The sequence below is a fragment of the Catellatospora tritici genome (assembly GCF_019083965.1).
In the GTDB taxonomy this organism is placed as follows: domain Bacteria; phylum Actinomycetota; class Actinomycetes; order Mycobacteriales; family Micromonosporaceae; genus Catellatospora; species Catellatospora tritici.
On record NZ_JAHRCY010000023.1, the window covers coordinates 92,446 to 117,929 of the forward strand.

At 71.1% G+C, this 25,484-nt stretch carries 20 protein-coding genes; 13 read left to right on the forward strand and 7 right to left on the reverse strand.

Features of this window, described 5'->3' with window-relative positions:
* Positions 1-57: 57 nt before the first annotated feature.
* Both KUA19_RS34820 and KUA19_RS34825 read right to left on the reverse strand, forming a co-directional pair.
* Complete coding sequence (locus KUA19_RS34820; RefSeq protein ID WP_254550569.1) at positions 58-3,444, reverse strand: glycosyl hydrolase; 3,387 nt, start codon at positions 3,442-3,444, stop codon at positions 58-60.
* A 628-nt stretch (positions 3,445-4,072) separates the two neighbouring features.
* Positions 4,073-4,810, reverse strand: coding sequence for a dienelactone hydrolase family protein (locus KUA19_RS34825; RefSeq protein ID WP_217403078.1), 738 nt, complete (start codon positions 4,808-4,810; stop codon positions 4,073-4,075).
* Positions 4,811-5,166: 356 nt separating this feature from the next.
* On the opposite strand from KUA19_RS34825, the gene KUA19_RS34830 reads away from it, so the two are divergent.
* The 10 genes from KUA19_RS34830 to KUA19_RS34875 all read left to right on the forward strand — a co-directional run bounded on the left by KUA19_RS34830 (position 5,167) and on the right by KUA19_RS34875 (position 16,145).
* Entirely contained in the window at positions 5,167-5,313 is a 147-nt protein-coding gene (locus KUA19_RS34830) for a hypothetical protein (protein WP_217403079.1), read from the forward strand.
* Between the two features lie 175 nt (positions 5,314-5,488).
* Positions 5,489-6,904 carry a glycosyltransferase family protein gene (locus KUA19_RS34835; RefSeq protein ID WP_217403080.1) on the forward strand — a complete coding sequence of 472 codons (1,416 nt, stop codon included), beginning with the start codon at positions 5,489-5,491 and terminating at the stop codon, positions 6,902-6,904.
* A 358-nt stretch (positions 6,905-7,262) separates the two neighbouring features.
* Positions 7,263-8,162 (forward strand): MurR/RpiR family transcriptional regulator, encoded by a 900-nt coding sequence (locus KUA19_RS34840; protein ID WP_254550570.1) that lies wholly within the window; start codon positions 7,263-7,265, stop codon positions 8,160-8,162.
* A complete protein-coding gene (locus KUA19_RS34845) occupies positions 8,159-8,893 on the forward strand; it encodes a sugar isomerase domain-containing protein (RefSeq protein WP_217403082.1) in 735 nt (244 codons plus the stop codon). Before KUA19_RS34840 ends, KUA19_RS34845 begins: the two co-directional genes overlap by 4 nt.
* A gap of 28 nt (positions 8,894-8,921) precedes the next feature.
* The gene (gene ngcE / locus KUA19_RS34850) at positions 8,922-10,310 is read left to right on the forward strand and encodes an N-acetylglucosamine/diacetylchitobiose ABC transporter substrate-binding protein (RefSeq protein WP_217403083.1); all 1,389 of its coding nucleotides are present in this window, start codon (positions 8,922-8,924) and stop codon (positions 10,308-10,310) included.
* Positions 10,311-10,315: 5 nt separating this feature from the next.
* Positions 10,316-11,191, forward strand: a complete 876-nt coding sequence (locus KUA19_RS34855) for a carbohydrate ABC transporter permease (protein ID WP_217403108.1) — start codon at positions 10,316-10,318, stop codon at positions 11,189-11,191.
* Positions 11,188-12,000 carry a carbohydrate ABC transporter permease gene (locus KUA19_RS34860; RefSeq protein ID WP_217403085.1) on the forward strand — a complete coding sequence of 271 codons (813 nt, stop codon included), beginning with the start codon at positions 11,188-11,190 and terminating at the stop codon, positions 11,998-12,000. Before KUA19_RS34855 ends, KUA19_RS34860 begins: the two co-directional genes overlap by 4 nt.
* Positions 12,001-12,131: 131 nt before the next feature.
* Entirely contained in the window at positions 12,132-13,364 is a 1,233-nt protein-coding gene (locus tag KUA19_RS34865; RefSeq protein ID WP_217403088.1) for a glycosyl hydrolase, read from the forward strand.
* Positions 13,365-13,404: 40 nt separating this feature from the next.
* Positions 13,405-14,418, forward strand: coding sequence for an N-acetylglucosamine kinase (locus tag KUA19_RS34870; protein WP_217403089.1), 1,014 nt, complete (start codon positions 13,405-13,407; stop codon positions 14,416-14,418).
* Between the two features lie 536 nt (positions 14,419-14,954).
* On the forward strand, positions 14,955-16,145 hold the full coding sequence (locus KUA19_RS34875; RefSeq protein ID WP_254550571.1) for an alginate lyase family protein: 1,191 nt from the start codon (positions 14,955-14,957) through the stop codon (positions 16,143-16,145).
* Between the two features lie 65 nt (positions 16,146-16,210).
* Here KUA19_RS34875 and KUA19_RS34880 read toward each other — a convergent pair whose 3' ends face one another.
* The 5 genes from KUA19_RS34880 to KUA19_RS34900 all read right to left on the reverse strand — a co-directional run bounded on the left by KUA19_RS34880 (position 16,211) and on the right by KUA19_RS34900 (position 23,254).
* Complete coding sequence (locus KUA19_RS34880) at positions 16,211-17,659, reverse strand: SigE family RNA polymerase sigma factor (protein ID WP_217403090.1); 1,449 nt, start codon at positions 17,657-17,659, stop codon at positions 16,211-16,213.
* Between the two features lie 85 nt (positions 17,660-17,744).
* A complete protein-coding gene (locus tag KUA19_RS34885; protein ID WP_217403091.1) occupies positions 17,745-18,245 on the reverse strand; it encodes a hypothetical protein in 501 nt (166 codons plus the stop codon).
* Positions 18,246-18,394: 149 nt separating this feature from the next.
* A complete protein-coding gene (locus KUA19_RS34890) occupies positions 18,395-20,797 on the reverse strand; it encodes a Tex family protein (protein ID WP_217403092.1) in 2,403 nt (800 codons plus the stop codon).
* Positions 20,798-20,831: 34 nt separating this feature from the next.
* Positions 20,832-22,019: an MFS transporter gene (locus KUA19_RS34895; protein ID WP_217403094.1), complete on the reverse strand. Its 1,188-nt coding sequence runs from the start codon at positions 22,017-22,019 to the stop codon at positions 20,832-20,834.
* A 146-nt stretch (positions 22,020-22,165) separates the two neighbouring features.
* Complete coding sequence (locus tag KUA19_RS34900) at positions 22,166-23,254, reverse strand: winged helix DNA-binding domain-containing protein (RefSeq protein WP_217403096.1); 1,089 nt, start codon at positions 23,252-23,254, stop codon at positions 22,166-22,168.
* 113 nt (positions 23,255-23,367) lie between these two features.
* Between KUA19_RS34900 and KUA19_RS34905 the strand changes: the two genes are divergently transcribed.
* The 3 genes from KUA19_RS34905 to KUA19_RS34915 form a co-directional block, all read left to right on the forward strand.
* A complete protein-coding gene (locus KUA19_RS34905) occupies positions 23,368-24,525 on the forward strand; it encodes an amidase (protein WP_217403097.1) in 1,158 nt (385 codons plus the stop codon).
* On the forward strand, positions 24,522-25,247 hold the full coding sequence (locus tag KUA19_RS34910) for an EcsC family protein (RefSeq protein ID WP_254550572.1): 726 nt from the start codon (positions 24,522-24,524) through the stop codon (positions 25,245-25,247). The genes KUA19_RS34905 and KUA19_RS34910 overlap by 4 nt, the downstream gene beginning before the upstream one ends.
* Positions 25,248-25,336: 89 nt before the next feature.
* Positions 25,337-25,484, forward strand: a 148-nt coding sequence (locus KUA19_RS34915) for an NAD(P)-binding domain-containing protein (RefSeq protein ID WP_372451958.1), incomplete at its 3' end; no start/stop codon positions are given.

A 25,484-nucleotide genomic window follows, 5' to 3' on the forward strand; every position in this document is an offset into this window, starting at 1 on the left:
GGCATGAGAAAGGGCCGGGTCAGCGACCCGGCCCTTTCTCCGTGACCGCCTCGAGGACTACGGCGAGTAAACCTCGAACTCGAAGAGGCTGTAGCCCCACGCGGTGGCCCGGGTGGTGGCGTAGACGCGCACGTAGCGGCCGCTGCCGGACAGTCCGGTGAGGTCGTCGGTGCCGCCGTCACCACCGGTCACGGTCCGGATGGTGGTCCAGGTGTTGCCGTCGGGCGAGGTCTGGATCTGGTACGCCGACCCGTAGGCCGCCTCCCAGAGCAGCTTCACCCGGCTGATCGCGTACGTGCCGCCCAGGTCGACGCGGACCCACTGCGGGTCGGCGAACGCGCTGGACCACCGGGTGGTGGCGTTGCCGTCCACCACGTTCGAGCCGGGGTAGTCGGCCGTCTCGGTGCTGGACACCAGCACCGGCTTGTTCAGCGCCACGTTGACCGACGGCTGGGTGGTGGTGCCGGTGTAGGGCAGGGTCACCTTCGACTGGCTGCCGACGCCCAGCGTGGTCGCCGTGTTGCCGATGGCGTTCCACACCTCGACCTTCACCGTGCCGTTGGCCAGGTTCGCGAACGTGCCGGTGGCGGTCTTGATCCCGGACGCCTGGGTGTAGTGCTCGTACCCGGCGACGGGGTCGGTGGCGAAGTAGTTGTACGTCTCCACCCGGTCGAAGCTGCCGTCACCGGTGAAGTCGTACGACACCCGGGCCTGCGAGCCGCTGCCCACCCCGGTGCCCGCGTCCAGGAACATGTCGTACGTGGTGGCCGCGCCCGAGTAGGTGGCGGTCAGCCCGGTCGCGGTGAACACCTGGGCGCTGTGCGGGGTGCCGTCCCAGTTGCCGTTGGCGGCCGCGATGCTGACCGTGGCCGCCGTGCTGGTGGTGCCGGGCAGGCCCCCGCCGACCTGCGGGTAGCGGGTCGCGGCGAAGGTGCCGGGCGGGTTCGGCGACGAGCTGGGGGACGGGCTCGGGCTGGGCGAGGGCGACGGGCTGGTCGACGGCGTCGGGCTCGGCGAGGTCGGCGGCTGCGACGGGTTGGTGCCGCCGCAGGCGTTGCCGCCGCTCCAGGTGAACGCGCCCGAGGTGACCGTCTTGCAGCCGGGCACGGTCAGCGTGGTGCCGTTGGAGAAGGTGACCGTGATCGCGCTGCTGCTGGTGTTCGACGCGACGTACGTGCGTACACCCGCCTTGTTGAACACCTTGGCCAGCGGGTGGCTTGCCGTGATCGTGTTGTCCACGTTGCCCAGCGCGGCCAGGTTGCGGATCCAGTGGTAGGTGTGCGCCTTGCTCTCACCCTCCTCGCTGGTGAACCCGCTGTTGGCGTTGAAGTTGTTCAGCGCGGTCTGGCCGTTGCCCAGGGCCAGGAACTCCCAGATCACGTCCTGCCAGACCGTCGGCGCGCCGCCGTTGTTGGTGACCAGCTCGTTGTAGTTGGTCTGCACGTACGACGGGTAGTCGCCCAGGTAGAAGTGGCCGCCGGTGACGGGCAGCATGTTGATGCCCTGGATCATCTCCGGCTCGGCGCTGAACCAGGTCGCGTAGGCGGCGCCGTCGCCCCAGACCATGCCGACCGCGTTGTGCCCGAAGGCGGCCGGGAAGTTCTGGTTGCGCACGTCGAACCAGTACTCGTTGATCGCCGCGGCCTGGGTGGTGTAGATGAACACGCCCGCGTCGCGCACCGCCGTGTTGCCGGTGGCCTGACCCCACTGGATCAGCGCGTTGGCGAAGTTCATACCCTCCGACGAGGACTCCTGGTTGTTGCCCGAGCCGAACGAGCCGTGCCCGGACGCCCAGTCGTGCCCGGCGAAGATGTCGAAGTCGCGCAGGAACGGGAACCGGTTGTCATTGCGGTCGTAGTTGTTGGCGTCGCGGATCAGCAGGTCCACCATGCCGCCGTACTGGGCGCCGGTGGCCCAGGTCGGGTCGAACTTGGCCAGTGTCGCCGCCGCCGCCACGAAGTAGCCGTAGTGGAAGTGGTGGTCGTTGAGCTCCTGGTCGGAGCCGTACGACGCCGGGTAGCCGAGCAGGGTGCCCCACGACGGGTTGTAGTAGAAGACCCGGGCGGTCTTGCCCGCCGAGGCGGTGAACCAGTCGTTGAGCCGCGTCCGGATCGTCGACAGCGCCGTGTCGCGGATCGAGGTCAGGTTGAGCTGGTCGGCGATCTCGGCGATGCGCGCCGCCCGGCCCAGGCCCTTGCCGGTCCAGTACGTGTCGTCGCCGCGGAAGTCGGCCGGGTTGCCCGCCACCGCGTTGAGGTAGTTGGTCAGCGTGGTCAGGTCCGCGCCGCTGCTGTCGGCGACCGCGGGGATCTCCGGCAGCACGCCGTTGTACTTCATCGAGGTGGTGAAGCTGCCCACGCCGGTGAGGATCTTCATCTGACCGCGCGCCGACGTGTACGTCTGCGCCAGCGGGCTCGCCCCGGTCAGGTAGTTCCACTGGTGCGGGTAGAGCGCGGTGACCGTGCCGGTGCCGCTGCCCTGCCGGGCGGTGGTGGTGAACGTGTACGTCGTGTTCAGCGTCGCCGTCGTCGGGTTGTAGCTGTACGAGACCCGGGTGCCGGTGACGTGGTTGTGGGCGTACTGGCCGTAGGTGGCGGCCAGCGTCGGCTTGTCGGCCCCGGCGGGCAGCACGGCGACGGAGAAGAAGCCCTGCCCGTTCAGGTTCGACGAGATCGAGGTGCCGCTGACCGACCAGGTCGCCCCGGTCGGCGCGTACGCCACGTAGTCGCGGCCGTTGACGGTGAACCCGATCGTGGCGCCGCTGTTGGACCACACCGTCGGCGTCGCCACCGTCGTGACCTGTGCGTTGCCGCCGGTCACCTGGAAGTACGCGAACGGCAGCCCGTGGCCGATGGTCGCCTTCATGGTCCGGGTGCCGTCACTCCAGTACGGCGTGACCGTCCAGTCCGTCCACCCGTCGACCTTCACGTTCGGCGAGGCCAGCCCCGCCACGCCGACGAGGATGTCCTGCGTGTACGGGTAGTGGTACTCGCCGACCCCGGTCGCGGTGCCGCTGATCGCGGGGGTCGTGTTGTAGGAGAACCCGAGGCCGCCCGCGAGCGTGTCATAGGACAGCGGGTGCGCGTGCAGCGGCTCGCTGTAGGAGCAGTCGGTGCGCTTGAAGATCAGCGAGGACCACCAGTCGTTGGTGGGGATCGGTCCGGCCGGGGCGTTGCCGGTGACCCACAGGCGCGGGTTGGTGGAGATGGCGCCGCAGCCGGTCGGCAGCGAGGCCCCGGCGGGCAGCGAGTCGGCATAGCTGCCCGCGCCGACCGTCCCCGCCTGCGCGGGCGTGCCCGCGGTGGCGATGGCGAAGCCGAGCAGTGCGGCGGTGAGGGTGGCGACCGTACCGGCGGCGAGGATGCGCCGGCGGGGGCGGTGGTGCGGGCCGGACCTGCGGCGGGGGGCGCCGCCGGAGGTCAGTGTCCGCGAGGACGGTTGCATGGCATGGCCTCCCGAGCTGAGGGGCGTTGCGTGACAGGGAGAGCGCCCGGAGGGGGCGGGGCAGCGGCCGTCGATCGACCGTGAGAGCGCTCTCTGCGTGCAAACTAGACCGTGCCTACGGGATACGTCAATGTTTCCCCCCGATGGCGCCGCGATTAAGCACGCCCACCCACCCGCCCCCCACCCCATCCGCCGAGATGAGAGCGCTCTCATCCAGCCCCGGTCCCCACCCATGTCGATCATGAACTTATGGCACGGCTCGACGGTGTGTCGGCGGCACAGCATCCTGATCAGCTTCGCGACCCGCGACCCGCGACCCGCGACCCGCGACCCGCGACCCGCGACCCGCGACCCGCGACCCGCGACCCGCGGCGCCTGGCGATCCCACGCCATCCCCCTGGGTCAGCGGGCGCGATCTTGCGCTGCTGATGGGTGCAGTTTCGGGGAAGGCGCTGGTAACGCGGTCAGGATTCGCGCAGGTTCCCCGAAACCGCACTCACGGGGACGCCGTCGGCGTCCGGGCTGGGAGTCGATCAGGAAGTTGTGCCCATGACACGCCGTCGAGCCGTGCCATAAGTTCATGATCAACGAGAAGGGTGGGTGGGGTGGGGCGGGCGGGTGGGTGGGGTTAGGGGGTGTGGGTGGTGGTGAAGGTGAGGATGCGGTGCCAGGCGTCGGTGCAGGCGTCGGCCCACTTGTCGTACGAGCGGTCGAAGAACGAGTGCGGGGCGCCGTCGTAGACGTGCATCTCGTAGTCCTTGCCCGCGGCGGTGAGCGCGTCGGCGAACTTCTCGAACTCGGCCGCCGGGGTGGCGGCGTCGTCACCGGCGATGAGCAGCAGCAGCGGTACGTGCATCTGGTCGACGACGTCGTAAACCCGCTCCGGGCGGCCGTAGAAGCCGATCACGCCGGACAGGCCGAGGTCGGACGCGGACAGGCGCCACGAGCTGCTGCCGCCGTAGCAGAAGCCGACCGTGAACACGGGGCCGTCCGGGTTCGCCGCGCGGACGGCGGCCACCGCGGCCGCGGCGTCGGCCTTGACCTGGTCGGGCGTGAGCGAGGGCAGGTGCTCGGCGTACGGGAAGGACTCGTCGCGCTGGGACACTCCGGCGGTACGGCCGAAGTAGTCCATGGCGACGGTCTCGTACCCGGCCTCGGCGAAGCGCTGGGCGAGCCGGATGTAGAACGGGTGCAGCCCGCGTACGTCGGGCAGGATGATCATGCTCGCGCCGTTGGGGGCGGCCGGGCTGGCCTGGTACGCGGCGAAGCGGTTGCCGTCGGCGGCGGTCAGTTCCAGCGGGCCGTGCCCGGCGACCGCGCCGGCGTCGGGTGCGCTGGGCGGCACGCTGTCGTCAGTGTGGCACATTGCGGGGAATCCTCTCAAAAGGCATGAAGCGGCTGATCAGCATCGGACCGCCGAGGCGGGAGCCTAGCGTGCGATACCGGCGTCGTCAGCAGAATCCGGCGATGGTGAAACAGTGTGATGTGCGGGTATAACGCGCTTTGGGGTGTTAGTACTTTTCCTGAGGATGATGCATTCCGCGAAGTGGCGGATGTTTCGCGGGGTGGCAACCCGGATCCTTGGTAGGGCGAGGGCGTCCGGTCTGACCGAGAAGGCCCTCTGGCGTGCCGCGTGGCGGTGCGCCCCGGAGGAGGAGACGCACTTTGTACGTCACATCTGATCTGGCGCTGTGCCTGGTCGACGAGGCGTCAACCGGTCGCGTGGACGACAGCGACAAGGTCTGGCGTTCCGCGATCCGGGAAGCCATCGCGTGCAACGCGCCGATCGAACATGTCGCGATGCGCGCGAGGACCACGGTCGAGGACGTCATCTCGATCGTGAGCGATGAGCGCGGAATGCTGCCGTGACAGCGTGGTCACGGCACCCGGCCCCGGCCGGTTGAGGCGATCGCACAGCGCCGTGCGACCCCATCCCCACCCCACCCCCCAAGCTTGAACGACAGGGTCCCGACACGCGTCGGGGCCCTGTCGGCGTCTGGATGCTCGTTACCATATCGGGCAAATGGCGCACCAAGGGGGAAACGTGAGCGAGACTCTGCTGGCGCGGCGAGCGGGCTCCGCGCGTACCCCCGAGCAGGTGACGCCGTCGCGACCGCCGCGCGCACTGGTCTGGTCGGTCGGCGTGGGTGGCGTCGCGACCCTGCTGGCCGTGCTGGCCCTGCTGCTGCGGGTGCTGCCCACCGGTTCGCGGCTGGGCGGCTGGACCTACCCGTACGTGCGCGACGCCGGTGCCTGGGCCGTGGTGTGGCCCGCGGCGGTGGTCATCCCGGCCGTGCTCGGCCTGCTGCTGCTCTCGCGGCGGCTGCCCGCCCGGTTCGACGCCGCGACGGTGGCGGGTTGGCTGGTCGCGGCGGTGCCGCTGCAGTCACTGCTGCGCTGGTACGCCCCGTCGCCGCTGGCCGGGATCGTGGTGAGCGACCGCGCCAACTCCTTCTACTCTCCGACGCGGCGCTGGAGCGCGGGGGAGTTCATCAGCGGCTACCACGAGATCGTCGAGCGGCTGCCGCCGCACGCGCGCACCAACATGCCGGGCAAGACGATGCTGTACTACCTGCTCGACGCGTTGGGCCTGAGCCCGCTGGGCATGGGCGTGGCGGTGCTGGTGCTGTCCAACCTGGCCGCGCTGCTGCTGTACCTCATCGTGCGGGACCTGACCGGCGACCGTCGGATGGCCCTGTACGCCCTGGCGCTGTGCCTGTTCATGCCGGGGCGCCTGCACTTCACGCCGATCCTCAACGCGGTCGCGCCGGTGCCGATCCTGTTCGCGCTGTGGCTGCACGTGCGCTTCCTGCGCACGCGCCACTGGGCGTACGCCCTGGGCCTGGGCGCCGCCATCTACCTGACCCTCTTCTTCGAACCGTCGCCGCTGATCCTGGGCCTGGTCTTCGCCGCGCTGCTGGTGTTCGCGCTGCGCGGCGGGTCCGACCGGGTGCGCGCGAACTGGACCGACGCGGCCCGCCAGGTGGTGCTGGCCGTCGCCGGGTTCGCGGTCTGCCTGGTCGCGGTGCGGCTGCTGTTCGGCTACGACATCGTGTCCGGCTTCGAGTACGTGCTGGCCGACGCGAAGCGGTTCAACAACCGGTGGCGGCCGTACGACATCTGGGTCACCCGCAATCTGTGGTATTTCGTGCTCTGCGCCGGGTTCGCCAGCTGCGCGCTGCTGCCCGTGGCCGCGTGGGCCTCGGTGCGGCGGGCGCTGACGCACCCGATGGCGCTGCTGACACTGTCCGGCCTGACCGTGCTGGCGCTGCTGGACCTGCTGGGGATGAACCGGGGCGAGACCGTCCGGCTCTGGATCTTTATCGCGGTATTCCTGCTGTTGCCCGCGGCCTGGCTGTGTGCGCGTACGGCCCGGCTGTGGCCGGTCGCGGTCGTCCTGTCCGCCATGGTCCTACAGACCGCCGCCGGCACCGCCATGCTCGGCTTCGTACAGCTCTGACCTCCTGCCGGGCTGTCGGGCCCGCGTCGGGTGTCGGGCTGTCGTCGGGTGTCGGGCCCGCGTCGGGTGCAGTTTCGGGGAAACTGCCGGAATCTTGGGCCGGATTCGTGCAGTTTCCCCGAAACTGCGCGAACCCGCGGGCCCACGAACCCGCGGGCCCACGAACCCGCGGCCCACGAACCCACGAACCCACCGGCCCATTGGGGTGACCTGGGTTCGGTAATTTGTAACACCCGATCACGTTGCAGGGAAGCAAAATTTTTGTCGACTGATGTTGACACATCGGAGGGTGGGTCGTAATTTTCTTCACCAATGGCTAGCGGTGAAGGGAATTCTTGTGCAGGGTGTCATCGGACGAATGCGGATGGAGCTGCCCAACCTGCCCGACGCGTTGCAGCGGGTGGCCGAGCAGATCCTGGAAGACCCGGCGCTGGCCGCGCAGGCGTCCATCGTGGACCTCGCCGAGCGCTCCGGCACCTCCACCGCCACGGTGACCCGGTTCTGCCGGGTGCTGGGCTTCCGCGGGTACGCCGCGCTGCGGGTGGCGCTGGCCACCGAGAGCGGGCGCGCGGCCCAGGCCCGCTGGGAGACCGACATCGACCGCGACATCGAGCCGGGCGACTCGCTCGACCGGGTGCTCGGCGTCATCGCCAGCGCCGACGCCCGCGCCATCCAGGAGACCGCCGCCCGGCTGGACATGGCCGCGGTGGCCCGGGTCGCCGAGACGATCGCGCACGCCAACCGGGTCGAGCTGTTCGGCCTGGGCAGCAGCGGCACCGCCGCCCGCGAGATGGCGTTCCGGCTGGAGCGCATCCGGGTCCCCTGCTGGCACCGCGAGGACTCGCACAAGGCGCTGACCAACGCCGCGCTGCTCGGCCCCGGCGACGTCGCGATCGTGCTGTCGCACAGCGGCCGCACCCGCGAGGCGATCGAGGTGCTGGCCGAGGCGGGCGAGCAGGGCGCGCTGACCGTCGCGGTCACCTCGTTCGACAAGTCGCCGCTGGCCGAGGCGGCCGACGTGGTGCTGACCACGGCCGTACACGAGACGACGTTCCGGCTGGCGGCGCTGTCGGCGCTGCACGGGCAGCTGGTCGCCCTGGACCTGATCTATGTGGCGGTCGCGCAGCTCACCTACGAGCGCACCTCCGAGGCGTTCGAGGTCACCGCCCGCGCGGTGCAGGCGCACCGCCTGCACGACGAGCCGACCTCGCACCGGCGCAGCCGGCGCCAGCAATCATCCGAGCAGGGAGCAGCATGAACGCGCAGACGTACCTGGAGACCGTCACCGAGCTGGTGGCCAAGGTGGGCAACGGGCAGGCGGCCGCGGTGCAGCGGGCCGCCGACCTGATCACCGAGAGCCTGGCGGCGGGCGGGGTGGTGCAGGCCTTCGGCAGCGGCCACTCCGAGGCGGTGGCGATGGAGATCGCCGGGCGCGCGGGGGGCCTGGTGCCGACCAACCGCATCGCGCTGCGCGACATCGTGCTGTACGGCGGCGAGCCCCGTGAGGTGCTGGAGGACCAACTCCTCGAACGGCGCGTGGAGGTGGCGCATCGCCTCTACGAACTGGCCCCGATCGAGCCCGCCGACGTGTTCGTGCTGGCCTCGCAGTCGGGCATCAACGGCGTGATCGTCGAGCTGGCGCTACTGATCAAGGAGCGCGGGCACAAGCTGATCGCGGTCACCTCACTGGAGCACACGGCGGGCTCGGAGCCCCGGCACCCCTCGGGGCGGCGGCTGGCGGAGATCGCCGACGTGGTGCTCGACAACGGCGCGCCCTACGGCGACGTGGTGCTGGCCAACCAGACGGGCGCGGTCTCGTCCGTGACCGCGGCGGTGCTGGCGCAGATGGTCGTCGCCGAAGTGGTGGAGCGCCTGGAGCGGGCGGGGCAGACCCCGCCGATCTACCTGTCGGCCAACATCGCCGGCGGATATGAGCACAACCTGCAATTGGAGGCGCGATACGCCGGGCGCATCCGGCGTATCGCCTAAACCACCCCTGTGTACGAAGGGCGATACCGTGAACCCTACAAGACGAGGCCTGCTGGTCGGGACGGCTGCCGCAGCCGCGACGACGGCTTTGGGTGGCTGCGCCACCTCAGGCAGTGATGCCGACAGCGCCGGTAAGGGCGCCGTCAGCGCCGAGAACCCGCTGGGCGTGCCGGCGGACGCGAACCTGGAAGTCGTGATCTTCAAGGGCGGCTACGGTGACGCGTACGCCGTCGACGCGGGCAGCAAGTACAAGCAGAAGTTCCCCAAGGTGACCGTGGACCACAAGGGCATCCAGGGCGTGGGCGAGGTGCTGCAGCCGCGGTTCGTCGCCGACAACCCGCCGGACGTGGTCGACAACAGCGGTGCCGGTCGGTTGGACCTGGCCACCCTGGTCGCCGCGGGCAAGCTCAAGGACCTGACCGAGCTGCTGGACGCCCCGAGCCTGGACGACCCGAGCAAGAAGGTCCGCGAAACCCTCATGCCGGGCGTGATCGAGGACGGCAGCTTCGACGGCAAGCCGCTGGTGCTCAACTACTCCTCGGTCGTCTGGGGCATCTGGTACTCCAAGTCGCTGTTCGCCAAGCACGGCTGGACGTTCCCGAAGACCTGGGACGAGATGCTGACGCTCAACGACGAGATCAAGAAGGCCGGGCTGCACGCCTGGACCTGGCAGGGCAAGTATCCGGAGTACCTGAACGACCCGCTGGTGTCGCTGGCGGCCAAGGCGGGCGGGTTCGAGCTGGTCAAGGCGATCGACAACCTGGAGCCCGGCGCCTGGAAGAGCCCGGCGATGACCGCGGCCGCCGAGGCGATCTACCAGCTGGCGGTACGCGGGCACATCATGCCGGGCTCGGAGGGCCTGTCCCACACCGAGGCGCAGAACGCCTGGTGCAAGGGCCAGGTCGCGTTCATCCCGTGCGGGTCCTGGCTGGAGGGCGAGCAGCAGGCCGTCACCCCGGCCGGGTTCGACATGGTGATGGCCCCGGTGCCGTCGCTGACCAGCTCCGACAAGCTCGGCGACGGCGCGGTCATGGCGACCAGCTCCGAGTCGTTCCTGGTGCCCGCCAAGGCCAAGAACGCCCAGGGCGGCCTGGAGTTCCTGCGCATCCTGTTCTCCAAGCAGGTCGCGCGGGGCTTCGCCGAGAGCGCCAAGTCGCTGCCGGTGGTCGCCGGGGCGACCGACGGGCTGACCCTGTCCAGCGGTCTGGGCTCGGTCGCGCAGGCGGTCGCCGGTGCGGGTGCGAACGTGTTCAGCTACAAGTTCCGCACCTGGTACGCACCGCTGTCCAAGGCGGTCGACGACGCGACCGGCGAGCTGGCCACCAAGCGGATCAACCCCGCGCAGTGGGCCGAGCGGGTGCAGAAGGCCGCCGACGCGGTCGCCGCCGACAGCTCCATCGCCAAGCACAAGCGGTGAGCGGCATGCGGCACGGCAAGTACCGGTTCCTGCTCGGGGCGCTGACGCTGCCCCTGGCGCTGTACGGCCTGCTCGTGCTGTGGCCGTACCTGCAGGCCTTCTACCTCGCCTTCACCGACTGGACCGGTGTCACCAGCGAGGTGAACCTGAACGGGATCGACAACTTCACCCGCATGTGGAGCGACCCGCTGTTCCTGGCGGCGCTGCGGCACAACGGGTTGATGCTGCTTGTCGTGCCGCTCGCCGTCATCGTGGTGGCGCTGGGCCTGGCCGCCGGGACCCGGGGCACCCGGGTCTACCGGGTGGTCTACTTCTTCCCCCAGCTGCTGTCGGTGGCGATCATCGCGGTGCTGTGGCAGTTCGTGTACACCCCCAACAGTGGGCTGCTCAACGGCCTGCTGTCAGGGCTGGGCCTGGACTCCTGGCGCCGCTCCTGGCTGGCCGAACCGGACCTCGCGCTGTGGTGCGTGATCGCGGTGCTGGTCTGGTCGGCGATCGGCTTCTACGTGGTGCTGTTCGCCGCGGCGATGGAGTCGGTTCCGGCCGACATCATGGAGGCCGCCTCGATCGACGGGGCGGGGGAGTTCACCGCGTTCCGGTCGATCACGCTGCCGCTGATCTGGGACAGCGTCCAGGTCGCCTGGATCTACCTGGGCATCCTGGCGCTGGACGGGTTCGCGCTGGTGCAGATCATGACCGTCGGGCCGGGCGGGCCGGACAACAGCACCGAGGTGATGGGGCTGACCCTCTACCGGTCGGCGTTCACGTACGGCAAGTTCGGCTACGCCTCGGCGATGGGGGTGGCGATCTTCTTCCTGTCGCTGACCCTGGCCGTACTGATGCTGAAGTTCACCAGGCGGGAGCGGGTGGAGCTGGCATGAGGACCATCCGGCACACCGTACTGACGCTGTGGGCGCTGGTGTTCACGGTGCCGCTGCTGTGGGCGTTCATGTCGTCGGTGAAGACCGACGGCGAGATCTTCGACAGCCCGTGGCAGCCGCCGTCCACGCCGCACTTCGAGAACTGGTCGCGGGCCTGGGAGCAGGCCTCGATCGGGCGCTACCTGGGCAACACGGTCATCGTGGTCGGCGGCTCGCTGGCGCTGACCATGCTGCTGGGCGCGCTGGTGGCGTACTGCCTGGCCCGGTACGAGTTCCCGGGCAACCGCACCATCTACTACACGCTGGTCGCGGGGATGCTGTTCCCGGTGTTCCTCGCCCTGGTGCCGCTGTTCTTCGTGGTCAAGCAGTTGGGCATGCTCGGCACGTACCACGGGCTGATCCTGGTCTACACCGCGTACGCGCTGCCGTTCACCGTGTTCTTCCTGCACGGCTTCTTCCGCGCCCTGCCGGGCGCGGTCGCCGAGGCCGCGTTCATCGACGGCGCCTCGCACGCCGGGGTGTTCTTCCGGGTCATGCTCCCGATGGCCCGGCCCGGCATGGTCAGCGTCGGCATCTTCAACTTCCTCGGGCTGTGGAACCAGTACCTGCTGCCCAAGGTGCTCAACACCGATCCGGACGACTACGTCATCACCCAGGGCCTGGCCGCGCTCGCGCAGAGCCGCGGGTACGGCAGCGACTGGAGCGGCCTGTTCGCCGGGCTGGTCATCGCGATCCTGCCGGTGCTGATCGCGTACGTCTTCTTCCAACGGCAGATCCGGGCCGGCCTGACCGCGGGGGCGGTCAGGTAACCACCACCGGCCCGTTATGCGGGCACGGTTCGGCAGACGCCGCGGCGGGCGTGCCCCGCCGTTGTCGGACCGTGCCCTTTTGCTCCAACAGCTCAGGCAGCACGTCAGCGCAGTTCAGAAAGGAGAGCACCATGTCCATCAAGCGCCCCGTGGCCGCCGGTTTCGCGGCAGCCGTGGTCGCCCTGGCCGCCGGCACCGTCGCCGCCGTGGCCTCGGGCGGCACGGCAGTCGCGGCCCCCACCTCGTGCCAGGCCCTGTTCGACGACTTCTCCTACAGCGGCGCGTCGGACCCGCTGATCCAGTCTCACGGCTGGACCGTGCGGACCAGCTCGGGCGGCCCCGGCATCCCCGGCGCCTCCTGGCCCGCCTCGAACATCTCGTTCCCGACCGTGGACGGCGCGAAGGGTCTGCAGCTGCAGGCCTCGACCGACGGCACGGCCGGGGGCACCAGCCAGGCCGAGTTCCTGGCCGGGCAGCGGTTCTTCGAGGGTACGTACGCGGCGCGCGTCAAGTTCGCCGACGCGCCCGTGTCCGGCAACGACGGCGACCACCTGGTGGAGACGTTCTTCACCATCACGCCGCTCAACGCCCCGATGGACCCGAACTACGGCGAGATCGACTTCGAGTACCTGCCCAACGGCGGGTGGGGCGAGCCGTCGAACATCCTGTACGAGACCACGTGGGAGACGTACAACCCCGAACCGTGGCAGGCCGTCAACGTGCACGGCCAGCAGAGCATCTCGTACAACGGCTGGCACGACCTGGTGTTCACCGTCTCGGGTGGGCATGTCATCTACTACGTGGACGGCGTGCAGGTGGCCGACCACAGCGGCATCTACTACCCCGAGACCAACATGTCGGTGAACTTCAACCTGTGGTTCATCGACTCGGCCGCCCACACCGGCGGCTCGGCCACCTACCGGCAGCAGGTCGACTACTTCCTGCACACCGCCGGTGAGGTGCTCACCCCGGCCCAGGTCAACTCGCGCGTGGGGTCGTACCGCGCGTCGAACATCGCCTGGACCGACACCGTCGGCACCGGCGGCGGCACCTGCCCGACCGCCTCGCCGACCGCGGGGCCGAGCAACCCGCCGACCAGCCCGTCCCCGTCGCCGAGCAAGTCGGCCTCGCCGTCGCCGTCGGCGTCGCCGAGCCCCGGCGGCACCGGCTGCGCCAGCGCGCCGCTGTGGAACATCAACAGCGTCTACCTGGCCGGGGCGCAGGTGAAGTGGGAGAAGAGCGCCAACGGCAACCCCAGTGGCCCGAAGTCTGGCCAGGGCGTGCACCTGTGGAAGGCCCGCTGGTGGACCCAGGGCTCCGAGCCCGGCTGGACCCAGCAGTGGGAAGACCTCGGCCGCTGCTGATCCGGCCCGCACACTGCACTGACTGAAAGGAGCAGCGCCCGTGACGTACGTACTCGGCCTCGACGTGGGCGGGACCGCGTCCCGGGCGCTGCTCACCACCCTCGACGGCGCCCGCGTCGGCTTCGGCCGCGCGGGTGCCGGCAACCCCGTCGCCATCGCGCTGGACGAGGCGGTCACGCAGGTCGCCGCCGCCGCCCGAGACGCGCTGTCCGGCGCGGACGGGGCGCGGATCCAGGCTGCGGTGATGGGGATCGCCGGGGCGGGACGGTTCACCGACCCGGCCATCGCGACCGCATTCGCCACCGGGTTCGCGCAGGCCGGAGTGCCGGTAACGGTACGGCCGGTCGGTGACGTCGACGTCGCGTACGCGGCCGGGGCGACCGTCCCCGACGGAACCGTCCTGATCTGCGGCACCGGCGCGATCGCGGCCCGGATCGAGGGCTGGGAACTCGACTCCACCGTCGACGGGCTCGGCTGGCTGCTGGGCGACCTCGGTTCGGGCTTCTGGCTCGGCCGGGCCGCCGCCGCGACCACCGCCCGCGAGCTGTACGCGGGCCGCTCAGACTCGTGGTTGGTCCGCCAGGTCACCGCCGCGCTACGCGGATCCTGCCCGGACCCGGCCCCCCACCGTTCATCCCCGCCACCTTCCGCCGAGCCCGGCTCGGGGACGTCGCCTGAGGACCGCGCCGCCGAGGGAGCCGCCATGCGGCGTAGACCCTCCCGCCAAGACGCCGATGACCTGGTCAACGCGGTGCACGAGCGGCCGCCCCGGCAGCTGGCGCAGCTCGCGCCGCTGGTCACCGAGGCCGCTGGGGCCGGGGACCGGCTGGCGCTGGCCATCGTGGCCGAGGCCGCCGGGCACCTGGTCGACTCGGCCTGCGAAGTGCACGCCGGTGGGCCGGTGGTGCTCGCGGGCAGCGTTTTGCGGCATGCCGCACCGGTACGCGACGCGGTGCGCTCGCTGCTGGAACTCCGCCTGCCCGGCACCCCGGTCTCGGTCGCCGGACCAGGCGAGGTCGGCGCCGCCCGCCTGGCTGCCGCCTCGCTGACCTGACCCGCCGCGCCGCCCACTCGCCTCGGCGCCATCGCCCGCCCTGCCTGCAGCGCGATCGCTCGTCCTGCCTGCAGTTTCGGGGAAAGTGCTGGAATCTTGGCCAGTTTTCGTGCAGTTTCCCCGAAACTGCAGCGTCGTGGCGGGAGCGGAGCGGGTGATGGCCGTGGCGATCGCGATTTGCGGGCTGGACCCGTCGCCGGCGGCCGGGGGTCCGCCGTGCCATAGCGCTCTGGAGCGCATTTGCTCTGCACCCATCGGCTTGCTCTGCACCCATCGGCTTGCTCTGCACCCATCGGCTTGCTCTGCACCCCGAGATGCAATGGGGGTGCGTATGCGGGTGCAGAGCAAGGCTTTGTAAGCAGAGCAAAGGCGAGCCCAGGTGAGATGCCGGCCGACCCGTGGCGTGCGACCACTGCGGCGCTGGTGGCATATCGAGGATGTTGACAGCGTCAGATCGGACCGCTTTAGTAAGTAAAGTTACCTGTCAAATCTTGCTCGGCCGCTCCCGAGTCCTGTGTACCCGATGGGAGTCCGCTATGCCCCATGCCCTCACGCGCCGCATCCCGCTTCTGCTCGCGCTCATCGCGCTGCTCGCCGGTCTGGTTGCCGTGGTGTCGGCGCCGCGTCCGGCGCAGGCCGCGCCCGCCACGTTCGCCCACCCGGGCGTGCTGGTCAGCCGAGCGCAGCTCGACTTCGTACGCGGGAAGGTCAACGCCAACGCCCAGCCGTGGCGGGCCGCGTACGACCAGATGTTCGCCAGCCGTTACGCGTCGCTGACCCGGGCGGCGCATCCGCGCTCGGTGGTCGAGTGCGGGTCGTACTCCAACCCCAACTACGGGTGCACCGACGAGCGTGAGGACGCGATCGCGGCGTACACGATGGCTCTGATCTGGTACATCACCCGCGACAGCCGGTACGCGACCAAGGCGATCGAGATCATGGACGCCTGGTCGGCGGTGATCACCGACCACACCAACAGCAACGCGCCGCTGCAGACAGCCTGGGCCGGGTCGACCTGGCCGCGCGCCGCCGAGATCATCCGGTACACGTACACGAGCTGGCCGAACGTGAACCGGTTCGCCACCATGCTGCGCAACGTGTACCTGCCCGAGGTGGTCAACGGCAACACCACCAGCAACGGCAACTGGGACATGTCCATGATGGAGGCTACGCTCGGCATCGCGGTGTTCCTGGAGGACCGGACCAGCTACGACAAGGCGGTCACCCGGTTCCGCAACCGCATGCGCGCCTACTTCTACCTGGCCACGGACGGCTCGGTGCCGTACGGCCCCGGTGGTGGCATCGACACCCCGAGCGAGATCATCAGCTACTGGCAGGGGCAGAGCACCTTCGTGGACGGGCTGTCCCAGGAGACCTGCCGCGACTTCACCCACACCGGCTACGGCATCGCCTCGGCGAGCCACATCGCCGAGACCAGCCGCATCCAGGGCCAGGACCTGTGGCCGGAGTTCACCGACCGGCTGCGCCACACGCTCGGCTTCCACGCCAAGTACCAGCTCGGCACGGCGGTGCCGTCGTGGCTGTGCGGGGGCTCGCTGACGCTGGGCCTGGGGCCGGTGACCGAGGTCGGCTTCAACGCGCTCAACTTCCGCCTCGGCATCGGCATGACCAACACCCAGACGCTGACGCTGAACCAGCGTCCGGCCGGTACCAACAACCTGTTCGTGGCCTGGGAGACGCTGACCCACGCGGCCAACCCGGCCTGATCCAGGCGGCCGGGGTGCCCCCGCTCGATGTCGGGGCGGGGCCACCCCGGGCCGGCGCCGGCTTGTCACTGCCGTATCTGTAGCGCCCAGTCGCCGCCGAGGTGCTCCGGCGTGACGGTGACGGTGATCGCCGAGCCGGACGGGAACACGAGTCCGCTCTGCCGCCAGTGGTCGTCGGCGAGGTTCGTGATGAGGTACTGGTTCGACGCGGTCCCGTAGTCGTACCAGGACAGGGTCGTTACCGGCGCTCCGTTGACGCTGATGCGCAGCAACCCCGGGGTCTGCGACCAACCGGTCAGCGTGAGCTGCCCGCCGTGCCAGTTCGTGGTGAGGCCGGTCGGACCGCCCGCCCTTAGCGTGACCGTGTCCGGATCCTCGCTGAGCCGGGGAAGCGGCGCGAGCGCCGCCGGGCGCTCTGGCAGCGGGTACTGGTCGAAGGGCACCGCCTCGGCGACGAGGAAGGCCATCGTGCCGTGGGGCAGCTCGCCGACCTTCGCGATGTCGCGGTAGGGGTTCTGGGCGTCGAAGTCCTTCGCGGCGACGGCGGTCAGGCTGATGGTGGCGGGTTTGCCCACCCGTACGCCCCAGAGCGTCGTCATGTCCTCGGGCGGGATCGTGGTGCTGGAGCCGAAGTTCAGGCTGTTGTCCGGGTCGCAGTGCATCATGAGCGGCTGTCGGTCGTTCAGCGAGAGCACCAGCACCACGTCCGGCGCGTGGTCCGCTGTGCAGTCGGGGTAGAACCAGGCGTCCAGTGTCGACGGAGTCCAGGTGAAGGTGGCGGTGCCCCCGGTCAGCGGGGCGAGGCCACGAGCCGTGATGTGGCGGCCGCGGTAGTACTCGGGAATGGCCGACAGCGTTTCCTGCGGTGAGCGCGGCGGGCTCGGTGCCACGGCGTAGCCGGTGACGGCGGCGATGACGACCAGGCAGGCCGCGGCCAGCGTGGCGAGCCGGCCGCGGCGGCGTTGCGCGATCCGGCCGCGTACCGCGGCCAGGCGCTCGTTGCCCGCGGGGACGTCGTCGTCTGCGGGCAGTGGCAGCGACTGCAGTGATGGGTCCAGGCGCAGGCTGCTCAGTGCCCGCGAAGCGTGTGCCTTGACCGAGCCGGGGGAGATGCCCAGCGTGCGGGCGATCTCGGCCTCGCTGAGGTCCTCGAAGTAGCGCAGCACTACGACGAGTTTCTGCTGCCGGGGCAGTTTCGACAGGGCCCGCCATACCTGGTCCCGGTCGTCCACCGCGGCCTGCGGTGAGGGGCCGGACCGCTCGGGCAGGTGCTCCGTGGCGCGCTCACCGTGCCAGCGGCGGCGCCACCAGGAGTTGTAGGTGTTGGTGAGGATCCGGCGCACGTAGGGCTCGGGATCGCCGTGCACGCGCTTCCAGGCCGACCATGAGCGGGCCAGCGCGGTCTGCAGCAGGTCCTCGGCCAGCGCGTGGTCGCCGGTGAGCACGTACGCGATGCGCAGCAGGTGGCGTGATCGCGCCGTGACGAACTCGTCGAACTCCACCGTGCCGGTCATCCCCGTACGCCTCCCATTCCTGCGGTCAGCACTGTGTACGGGATGGACCGCGGCGCCGGTTGACAGCGGGCGAGGATTTCCGGTGTCAGCTCTGGTTGAGGTCGAAGTAGGCGAGCCCGTGGGCGGCGTCGAGGTAGAGGGCGCCGTACCACGGGCCCATGAGGTGGGCCCGCTCGTAGGCGGGGCTGCGGGACCAGGCGGTGCCGGTGGGGACGAACGGGGCCAGCTTCGGGTGGATCTGCGGGGCCTCGGTGACGGGTTCCCAGCCGTAGGCGCTCGCCAGCGTCCGGGCGACGTCCGGGTCGAGGCGTAGGACGACCTCGTGGTACCAGTCGGACAGGCCGGGCGCGCGGGAGCAGGCGTTCGCGGCCGGCCGGGCGATCCAGTGCGCCTCGGCGGGGGTGCCGATGCCGGACAGGGCCTGCAGCCATACGGCGGTGTCGGTTTTGACGGTGATCGCGTCAGGGGTGGCGCAGGCGGCGGGCAAACCCTGGTCAGCGGCCTGTTCCGCCGCGTCGAGGGCGGAGCATCCGGCCAGCGCGGCGGTCAGGACGAGCGCGGTCAACCGCAACCATGATCGAGTCACGCTACGCACCGTAGCGGGTACGCGCCCGCACCGCTGTCCCGCCGAGTGGCGGGTGGGCCGAAGATCGTCCGAGTTGCCGGGCAATCGGGGGTATGCGGGTCGCGATACCCCCGATTGCCCGGCAACTTGCGCCGCGGTTTTGGGGCCTGTCAGCGGAGCTTGTCGAGGCCCGCGCGGCGCAGGGCCTCGGCCATGGCGTTGTTGGCGATGGGCTCGTTGCGCTGCTGGCGGGGCTGCCCGCCGCCGCGCTGGCCGCCCCGGTCGCCGCCGCGCTGACCGCCGCCGCCACCGCCACCGCCACGGTTGTCGCCACCGCGGTTGTCGCCGCCGCGCTGGCCGCCGGGGCGGTTGCCGCCGCCGGTCGGGGTCGCCTCGTCGTCCAGGCGCAGGGTCAGCGAGATGCGCTTGCGCGGGATGTCCACGTCCAGCACCTTCACCTTGACCACGTCACCGGACTTCACCACGTCGCGCGGGTCCTTGACGAACGTGTGCGACAGCGCCGACACGTGCACCAGGCCGTCCTGATGCACGCCGATGTCGACGAACGCGCCGAACGCGGCGACGTTGGTGACGACGCCCTCCAGCAGCATGCCGGGCTGCAGGTCGCCGATCTTCTCGACACCGTCCTTGAACGAGGCGGTCTTGAAGGCCGGGCGCGGGTCGCGGCCGGGCTTCTCCAGCTCCTTGATGATGTCGGTGACGGTCGGCAGACCGAAGACGTCGTCTGCGTACTCGGCGGGCTTGAGGGTGCGCAGCAGCGAGCCGTTGCCGATCAGCTTGGCCATCTCGACGCTGTTCTGCTTCAGGATCCGTTGCACCACCGGGTACGCCTCGGGGTGCACGCTGGAGGCGTCGAGCGGGTTGTCGCCGTTGGGGATGCGCAGGAAGCCCGCGCACTGCTCGAAGGCCTTGGGGCCCAGCCGCGCCACGTTCTTGAGCGCGGTACGGGACCGGAACGGCCCGTTGGCGTCGCGGTGCAGCACGATGTTCTCGGCCAGGCCCGCGCTGATGCCGGAGACCCGGGCGAGCAGCGGCGCGGAGGCGGTGTTGACGTCGACGCCGACGCCGTTCACACAGTCCTCGACGACGGCGTCCAGCGAGCGCGACAGCTTCACCTCGGACAGGTCGTGCTGGTACTGCCCGACCCCGATCGACTTCGGGTCGATCTTCACGAGCTCGGCGAGCGGGTCCTGCAGGCGGCGGGCGATGGAGACCGCGCCGCGGATGGAGACGTCGAGGCTGGGCAGCTCCTGCGAGGCGTACGCGGAGGCGGAGTAGACCGACGCGCCCGCCTCCGATACGACGATCTTGGTGAGGTTGAGGTGCGGCGCCAGCTTGATCAGGTCGGTGGCGAGCTTGTCGGTCTCGCGGGAGGCGGTGCCGTTGCCGATCGCGATCAACTCGACCTTGTACTCGGCGCACAGCTTGGCCAGCGTCGCCAGCGACTCGTTCCAGCGGTTCGCGGGCACGTGCGGGTAGATGGTGTCGTACGCGACGACCTTGCCGGTGGCGTCGACGACGGCGACCTTCACGCCGGTGCGGAAGCCCGGGTCCAGGCCCATGGTGGCGCGGGTCCCGGCGGGGGCGGCCAGCAGCAGGTCGCGCAGGTTCATCGCGAAGACCCGCACCGCCTCCTCCTCGGCCGCCTGCCACAGTCGGGTGCGCAGGTCCAGGCCCAGGTGGACCAGGATGCGGGTGCGCCAGGCCCAGCGGACGGTGTCGTTGAGCCACTTGTCGGCCGGGCGGCCGCGGTCGCTGATGCCGAACTTGGCCGCGATGCGCTGCTCGAAGATGGTCGGCCCGGCCGGGGCGCCCTCGGGCGCGGGCTCGTCGGGCTCGGTGACGAGGTCGAGGACCTCCTCCTTCTCGCCCCGGAACATCGCCAGGATGCGGTGCGAGGGCAGCTTGCTGTACGGCTCGGAGAAGTCGAAGTAGTCGGAGAACTTCGCCCCCTCCTCGGTCTTGCCGTCGCGGACCTTGGAGACCAGGCGGCCCCGGATCCACATCTGCTCACGCAGTGCGCCGATCAGGTCGGCGTCCTCGCCGAAGCGCTCGACCAGGATCGACCGGGCGCCCTCCAGCGCGGCCGCGACGTCGGCCACGCCCTTGTCGGCGTCGACGTATCCGGCGGCGGTGGCCTGCGGGTCCTGCGACGGGTCACCGATCAGGGTGTCGGCCAGCGGCTCCAGTCCGGCCTCGCGGGCGATCATGGCCTTGGTGCGGCGCTTGGGCTTGAACGGCAGGTAGATGTCCTCCAGCCGCGCCTTGGAGTCCGCCGCCATGATCAGCGCTTCGAGGGCGTCGTCGAGCTTGCCCTGGGAGCGGATCGACTCCAGGATCGTGCCGCGCCGCTCCTCCAGCTCGCGCAGGTAGCGCAGCCGCTCCTCCAGCGTGCGCAGCTGTGCGTCGTCCAGTGCCCCGGTCACCTCCTTGCGGTAACGCGCGACGAACGGGACCGTCGCCCCGCCGTCGAGCAGCTCGACCGCCGCGATGACCTGGTTCTGCCGTACGCCGAGTTCCTCGGCGATGCGCTGTGCAATGGACGTCGTCACGCCGCCATTCTGCCCGCCCCTGACCTGGAAAGGGTCACAGGGGGACCGTGGCGGGGAAGCCGGTGCGTCGCCCGGCCGCCACACCGACCAGCCCGATGCCCACGAGCACCCCCGCGACCAGCGGCAACGCGCCCACCCCGAACGAGTCCAGCACCAGGCCGCCGAAGAGGGCGCCACCGCCGATGCCGAGGTTGAACGCCGACGCGTTCAGGGCCGAGGCGGTGTCGGTGGCGCCGGGCGGGGCGGCCCGCAGGGTGGCCGCCTGCACGCCCAGCGCCAGCGAGTTCAGGGCCATCCCGGCCAGGCAGCAGCCGACGACGGCCAGGGCGACCGAGCCGCGGCCGACGGCCAGCAGCACCAGTGCTCCGGTCAGGACGACGCTGCCGCCGAGCATGCCGACGCGGGGCCGCTTGTCGATGAGCAGCCCGGCCAGGAACAGCCCGATCGCCCCCGCGACGCCGTAGCCGAGCAGCACCGGGCTCAGCCCCTGCTCGTTCACGCCCGCGTGCAGCAGGAACGGGGAGATGTAGGTGAAGAAGCTGAAGAAGCCAAGCATGGTGACGGCGGTGGTGATGACGACCACGGTGACGGCCGGGGTGCGCAGCACCTGCAGCAGGCTCAGGTCGTCGGCGGCGTCGGCACCGGGCAGGTCGGGCAGGATGCGCCAGCCGAGCAGCACCAGCAGCAGCGACACCCCGGCGAGGGCGACGAACGCCGTCCGCCAGCCGAGCGCGATGCCCAGGGCGGTGCCCGCCGGGACGCCGAGCAGGATGGCCAGGGTGCCGCCGGTGAAGACCAGGGTCATCGCGCGGCCGAGGCGGGCCGGGTCGACCATGCGGGCGATGTATCCGGCGAGCATGGCCCAGAACAGGCCGTGGGTGAGGCCTCCGGCCAGGCGCGCCACGGCGGCGACCGGGTACACGGTGGCCACGGCCATGAGGATGTTGCTGGCGGCGTATCCGGCCAGCGCGCCGGTGAACAGGGTGCGGCGCCGGACGCGGGCGGTGGTGCGGCCGAGCGGGGCGGCGAACAGGGCGACCATCAGGGCGTACCCGGTGACGAGGATGCCGACGCGGGCCTCGGAGGAGTGCAGGTCGCGGCTCATCGAGCTGAGCAGGCCGGTGGGCAGCATCTCGGTGGTGACCGACAGGAAGGTGGCGGCGGTGAACAGCACCAGCGCTGCCACGGGCCAGGGGGTACGGGTGGTTCTGTCGGCGCTCACTCCACGACGGTAAGCGCTCTCCCGGCGAACCTCACCTTACTTATCCGGGTGAACTCCGACACAGGCGCTCGGGCCTGGTAGCGCCAGACCACGACGGTCGCGGCCTGGGTCAGTGCGATTGGCAGGGTGGCGTGCTGGCCGGTGGGTCAGACCAGGCGCACGTCGTGGACGGCGGCGGGGGCGGCGAAGGTGAGCAGGGCGGCCGCCTCGGCCACGATCTCGTCCTGGATCGCCGGTGACACGGGCTGGAACAGCTCGACCGTCACGGCGGCGGTGTCGCGGTCGCGGGCCAGCCGCCACATCCCGGCGACGTAGCCGTCGACCAGCACCGTGGCCCGGATGATGCCGTTGACGGTGAACACCCTGGCCCGGTGCGGCTCGGACAGGACGCGGGTGCGGTCGGCGTAGGACAGCAGCATGTTGTCGAACTCGCCGAGCAGGCGAACGGGCGCGGGCGTGTCGGCGGCGGGGCGGGGCGCGTCGGGCAGGTCGTACAGGGTGGTGCCGGACTCGTCGGTGCAGGTGACCAGGCGGGGCAGCAGCCGGTCGAAGACCTCGCGCAGCCGGGTCAGCCCCGACCAGGCCTGCGCGTCCCGGACGCTCGCCGGGCCGTACGCGGCCAGGTAGCGCAGCACCGCCTCGTCCACCGACGGCTGCGGCAGCGCCGCGCCCAGCCAGGTCTCGGCCGAGGTGTGCGCGGCCTGGCCGCTGGTGTTCCACAGCCCGCGCGGGGGCACCTGCACCAGCGGGACGCGGGTGCGCACCACCGGCGCGAGCGCGTCGGCGGCGTGGTCGGGCCAGCGCCCGGCCAGCTGCTCGCCCAGCTCGGCGAAGGTCAGCGGCCGCTGCTCGACCAGTTCCCGGCCGTACGCGGCGACCTCGTCCAGGTCGAGTCCGACCAGCTGTCTGCCGTAGGTGTTGCGCAGCCCCCGGTCGAGCACGGGCTGCACCACCGGCCGCAACAGCAGGCAGTCGGCGGCGGTGACCAGGTGGATGGTGCCGCGCATCAGCGCGATGCGCACCACCTTGCGTTCGGTGACCAACTGCGACAGCTGCTCGGGCGCGAACCCGGCCAGCCGCGCCCACAGCCCGACGTACGGCGGGTTCGGGGCTTGGGCCTGCATCCCGGCCAGCCGCTCGATCGCTCGCTCGGCGGGCAGGTCCGCGCGGGCCAGCAGCAGTTGGCGCGCGAGCACGGCGCGGTTGAGGGCGGCGCGGGGCAGGGTGTCGGTCATGGTCGCCACGCTACGTCGCGGGGCGCGCCGATCATCGAGGCCTCGACGCGAGCAAGGCGGCTTGTCGCCGATGCGTCTTCCTCCGGCCCGACGTTCGTGGTAGGAGTGTGGCGGTGACCGACGTGATTGCCGCGCCCTATGTGCCCTGGTTGCCGACCATGCCTTACCGGCCCGAGGCCGACGGGCCGCTGCGCGGGATCCGGCTGGCCGTCAAGGATCTGTTCGATGTGGATGGCCTGCCCACGGGGGCGGGCAACCCGACGTGGCTGGCCACGCACGCCCCGGCGACCCGGGACGCGGCCGCAGTGGCGGCGCTGCTGTCGGCCGGGGCCCGGCTGGCGGGCAAGACCCACACCGACGAGATGGCGTACAGCCTGTTCGGCACGAATGCGCACTACGGCACCCCGGAGAACCCGGCCGCGCCGGGCCACCTGACCGGCGGGTCGTCCAACGGCACCGCGGCGGCGGTCGCCTCCGGCGGTGCCGAGCTGGGGCTGGGCACCGACACCGGCGGCTCGGTGCGCATCCCGGCGGGGTGGTGCGGCCTCTACGGCCTGCGGCCCAGCCACGCCCGGGTCAGCCGGGACGGGGTGGTGGCGCTGTGCGGCTCGTTCGACGCGCCGGGGCTGCTCACGGCAGATCTGGCGCTGCTGCGTACCGCGGCGGGGGTGCTGCTGCGCGGCGGCGCCGACACCACGGCGCTGCGCGGGCTGCTCGCCCCGCCGGACGTGTGGGAGCTGGCCGGGCCCGAGGTCCGGGCGGCGTTGGCGCCGGCCGTGGACCGGCTGCGGGCGGTGCTGCCGGTGGACGAGAAGCCGCTGTTCGACTCGGCGGCGCCGGACTACCGGTTCGGCTACGCGGTGCGTACCGGCTGGGAGTTCTGGCAGGAGCACGGCGAGTGGGTACGGGCGGAGAACCCCGTTTTCGGCGCCGGGATCGCCGAGCGGGTCCGCGCGGCCGCGGCGCGTACCGCCGAGGAGCTGGCCGCGGCCGACCGGGAGATCGCGGCGGTACGTGACACGATGGCGCGGGTTTTGGACGGGACCGTTCTGGTCATACCGACGGCACCGCAGCCCGCGCCGCTGCGGGGCGCCGACACCGACCCGCTGCGCGCGCCCATCCTCGGGCTGACCGGCATCTCCAGCGTCGCCGGGCTGCCCGCGCTGAGCGTGCCCGGCGCCCGTGTCGACGGCCTGCCGGTCGGGCTGTGCCTGGTCGGTGCCCCCGGCACCGACGAGTCCCTGCTCGAACTCGCGGAGGTGCTGCGTTGACCACCCCCACCACCGACCTCATCCTGGACGAGTCGCCCCCGGCCGGGCTGTGGCAGACGATGCGGGCCGACCCCCAGTACGCCCCCGAGCACCTGGCGCTGGCCGCCGTCCGCAGGATCGGACCGCAGGCCGCGCAGTGGGCCGCCACCATGCGTCAGCGGCACCCGAACATGCACACCGACGGTCTGGCCCAGCTGGCGGTGCAGCGTTTCCGCTGGCACGGGCGGCTGTCCGGGGCGGCGACCGGCGCCATCGGCCTGCCCGGGGCGGTGTTCGACCTGGCCGGGCTGGCCTGGACGCAGAGCCGCCTGGTGCTGCACCTGGCCGCCGTGTACGGCGTGGACCCGACCCAGCCCGAGCGCGCCACCGACCTGCTCGTGCTGCAGCGGGTGCACAAGGCCGCCGAGGGCGCCCGGGTCGCGCTCGGCGTGGCCGCCGGGCGGGAGGGGGTCGGCTCGGCCATCGCCCGGGTCGCCGGGACCTCGACCGCGCGGGCGCTGGCCCGGCTGAGCTGGCGGCTGGCCCAGATGGCCGGGGTGCGGGCGGTGCGCAAGCTGGCCGCCAAGGCCATTCCGTTCGCCTCGATCGTGCTCGGGGCCTGGGCCAACTCGTCGGCCGTCAACGACGTGGCCCGGCGTGCGATCACCCAGTACCGGCCGCCCGAGCTGACCGCCGTGCCACTGCCGAGGTCACCCTCGGCCCAGCGCGCGGACGGCAGCTGATCCGGGTCGGCTAACATCGCGTCTCGGCGACGTGAATCCGGTTCAATACGGCCGGGAGGTTGCGCCGAGACGCGCGAAGGAGCAGGTGCATGGCTGTCGACGTGGTCATTCTCGGGCTGGGTTATGTGGGTCTGCCGCTGGCTCAGGAGGCCGTGAAGGCCGGGCTGAGCGTGCTCGGCTACGACGTGAACGCGAAGCTGGTGGCGTCGCTGAACGAGGGCCGCTCGCACGTGGACG